The 3,494-nt window shown below is 70.0% G+C and carries 3 protein-coding genes; 1 reads left to right on the forward strand and 2 read right to left on the reverse strand.

What is annotated here, in order from left to right:
• Both ABZ885_RS37780 and ABZ885_RS37785 read right to left on the reverse strand, forming a co-directional pair.
• Nucleotides 1-308 (reverse strand): transporter substrate-binding domain-containing protein (locus ABZ885_RS37780; protein ID WP_360199204.1); only part of this gene is annotated, 308 nt, incomplete at its 3' end.
• Nucleotides 309-843: 535 nt separating this feature from the next.
• Nucleotides 844-1,770: an ABC transporter substrate-binding protein gene (locus ABZ885_RS37785; RefSeq protein ID WP_360199206.1), complete on the reverse strand. Its 927-nt coding sequence runs from the start codon at nt 1,768-1,770 to the stop codon at nt 844-846.
• A gap of 580 nt (nt 1,771-2,350) precedes the next feature.
• Here ABZ885_RS37785 and ABZ885_RS37790 point away from each other — a divergent pair.
• Nucleotides 2,351-3,494, forward strand: a 1,144-nt coding sequence (locus ABZ885_RS37790; protein ID WP_360199208.1) for an NADP-dependent malic enzyme, incomplete at its 3' end; no start/stop codon positions are given.

Consider the following 3,494-nt stretch of genomic DNA (forward strand, 5'->3'; position numbering starts at 1 on the left):
CCGATGGCGTTGGCCAGGTCCACGTCCATGCCGATGATCTTGCCCGAGGAGTCCTGGTACTCGTTGGGCGCGTACGAGGCGTCGGCGGCCACAACGATCTTGTTGGCCGACTTGACGTCGGCCGGTACCTGGGCGGCCAGGGCCGGGTCGGCGGCGACGGCCTTGATCGTGGCGGACGGGTTCACGCCGGCACCGGAGGTCGGGTTCGACGAGGACGAGCTGCTGCTGCAGCCGGTCAGGACCAGGGAGACGGACGCGACAACCGCGCCGGCCGCGATGAGGCGGTTGCGCTGGGTACGGGCGGTCATGGGGGATCTCCTCCTGAGGGAGAGGTCGGGCGGAGCGCGCCGCGGGGGAGCGGCGCACCGGGACAGCAGCCGTACGGCGCTGTACGGGTGTTTTTTCGCTGTACGTCGTCGTACGGGCAGAGCCGGTCGTGCATGGCCTGGGCAATGAGGTCGCGCAGGGTGGAACGAGGTGCTGCATCCGCCACCCTCCGCCGAGGTGGGCGTTGAACCGAACCGCCTCGACCAGTGGTCGGCTCGATCGGAGATGGGGGGAATCCTGCCATCTGATGACGGTCGGGTGGCCCTCATTCAGATCAAAATCGGATAACGAGGGGTCGCGCTGTCCGTTATCCGGATCAATTCCGGGCCCCTGTCACCCTGCGTATAAGTATGCAGACCGTCCCTGCGCTCCGCCCGGAGGCCCGCCCGGCCACCCGGTGGATTGACGGCTGTCCGGCGGACGGCGGCCGCCGTCCGCCCGGCCGCGGATGCGCCGACGGGCCGGATCCCGCCCGGATCCGGCCCGTCCCCGCTGCCGCGTCCGCCGCGGCCCCGCTCAGATCCCGCCGTTGACCACCGCGTTCTGGGCGGCGCCCGCGGAGACGTTCCACTTGGCGAGGATCTTGTCGTAATCGCCGCTGCGGATCAGCTGGTCGACCGCCTTGGACAGCATGTCGCGCAGCTCGGTGTCCTCCTTGCGCACGGCGATGCCGTACGGGTTGGACTTGGACTGCGCACCGGTGACCTCGAAGCGGTTGCCGCCGTCGGTGGTCTTCGCCGCGTAGGCGGCCACCGGGAAGTCGTTGAGCCCGGCCACGGCCGCGCCGGAGGCGACCTCGGCCAGCGCCTTGGCGTCGCTGTCGAACTTGTGCACGGTGAGCGGCTTGTTCACCCGGCTGCAGGCGGTCACCTGGCGGCCGATGATCTCGTCCTGGGTGGTGCCCTGCTGCACCGCGACGGTTTTGCCGCAGAGGTCGTCCAGGGTGTGGATGCCCTTGGGGTTGCCCTTCGGCACGGTGATCGAGCTGCCGGCGATGAAGTAGTCCACGAAGTCGACGGCCAGGCCGGTCGGCTTGTTGTTGTCGTCGACGCCCTCGCGGCGCTGGCGGATGTCGCTCAGCGCGGACATCGCCACGTCGAACTGCTTGCCGTGCAGGTTCGGTATGAGCTTGTCGAAGGGGGTGTCGACGAACTCGATCCGCAGGTTCATGATCTTGCCGAGCGCGGTGGCGATGTCCGGGTCGAGCCCGTCCGGCTTGCCGTCGGAGCCGCGGAAGTCCACCGGCGCGTAGTTGAGGTCCGAACCGATCCGGAGCACGCCGGCGGTCCGCTGGGCCTTCGGGACCTTGTCGCGGACCACCTGGACCGGGTCCTTCGCGGCTTCGTCGCCGCCGCCGCCGCAACCGGTCAGCAGCAGGGTTCCGGCCGTGGCGAGGGCCAGGGCGGCGGCGGCCCTACGTCGGAGGTGGGGAGGGTGGTGCATGACGGTGCTCCTGTGGGAGGAAGGGGGTGGCGCCGCGCCGTCGCGGAGGTGTACGCGAGAAGGCGGAACACCGGATCCTCCCATCCCTCCCTGCCGGGCGCGGTACCGGGTGTGTCAGAATTCGGTACCGGGTGACCCCCGGACGCTTGAACCAGACCGCCGAGTCGCGACAGGCTCGGGGTGCGCAGGAACGGAAGTCCAGAACGCGAACTCCGTATCCGAGGCACCTGCTCCCCTTCGTGTCTGCGTTCACTCCTGCGGGTACAGCGCGCCTTTCCGCCGTTGCCGTCTCCGGAGTCCGGTGCTTCCGACACCGACCTCCGTCAAGAGGCCGTATCGGGGATGAAAGGTGCGTGACGAGGACGAAAAGGCATAGGTGCGATGCCATCGTCCGACCTACGCTCGGCCCGAAGCACACGCAGACAACTAGACAAAACCCTCACCCGAGGGCGCGGCCCGACGGCGGCGCCCCGACCCCGCCCCTCCCGGGTCCGCTTCGGCGTACCCGGTTTCGGGCTTCTGCCGGGTCGTCCGACCGTCGGCGCCCGTGTCCTCGCTGATCAATGACGAAGAGGTCATCGTGGCAGCGGAGATCATGCACAGCAGCACTCAGGACACCGACGATCCGGTCGACGCCGTTTTCGCGCTCCACCGCGGCGGCAAGATGGAGGTCCGGGCCACCGTTCCGGTGCGCGACGCGGACGACCTGTCCCTCGCCTACACCCCCGGTGTCGCCCGGGTCTGCACGGCCATCGCCGAGCAGCCCGAGCTGGTGAACGACTACACCTGGAAGGCCAACACGGTCGCCGTCGTCACCGACGGCACCGCCGTGCTGGGCCTCGGTGACATCGGCCCCGAGGCCTCGCTGCCCGTGATGGAGGGCAAGGCGATCCTGTTCAAGCAGTTCGGCGGGGTGGACGCGGTCCCGATCGCGCTCGCCTGCACCGACGTGGACGAGATCGTCGAGACCGTCGTCCGGCTCGCGCCCTCCTTCGGCGGCGTGAACCTGGAGGACATCTCCGCCCCCCGCTGCTTCGAGATCGAGCGCCGCCTCCAGGACGCCCTGGACATCCCGATCTTCCACGACGACCAGCACGGCACCGCGATCGTCACCACCGCGGCGCTCTGGAACGCCGCCAAGGTGACCGGCCGCGAGATCGACTCGCTGCGCGCCGTCATCTCCGGCGCCGGCGCGGCCGGCATCGCCATCGCCAAGATGCTGGTCGCGGCCGGCATCGGCGACGTGGCCGTCTGCGACCGCAAGGGCGTGGTGTACGAGGGCCGCGGCGACCTCACCGACGTCAAGGCCGAGATCGCCGCCCAGACCAACCGGAACGGCATCAAGGGCTCGCTGGCCGACGCGCTGGCCGGCGCCGACGTCTTCATCGGCGTCTCCGGCGGCACCGTGCCGGAGGAGGTCGTGGCGACCATGGCCGAGGGCGCGTTCGTCTTCGCGATGGCCAACCCGAACCCGGAGATCCACCCCGAGGTCGCGCACAAGTACGCGGCGGTCGTCGCCACCGGGCGCAGCGACTTCCCGAACCAGATCAACAACGTGCTGGCCTTCCCCGGCATCTTCGCCGGCGCCCTGCAGGTCCGCGCCACCCGGATCACCGAGGGCATGAAGCTGGCCGCCGCCAAGGCGCTGGCCGGCGTGGTCGCCGACGAGCTGACCCCGCAGAAGGTGATCCCCTCGCCGTTCGACGAGCGGGTCGCGCCGGCGG

Origin of the sequence: Kitasatospora sp. NPDC047058 (genome assembly GCF_040643935.1) — a bacterium.
Lineage (GTDB): Bacteria > Actinomycetota > Actinomycetes > Streptomycetales > Streptomycetaceae > Kitasatospora.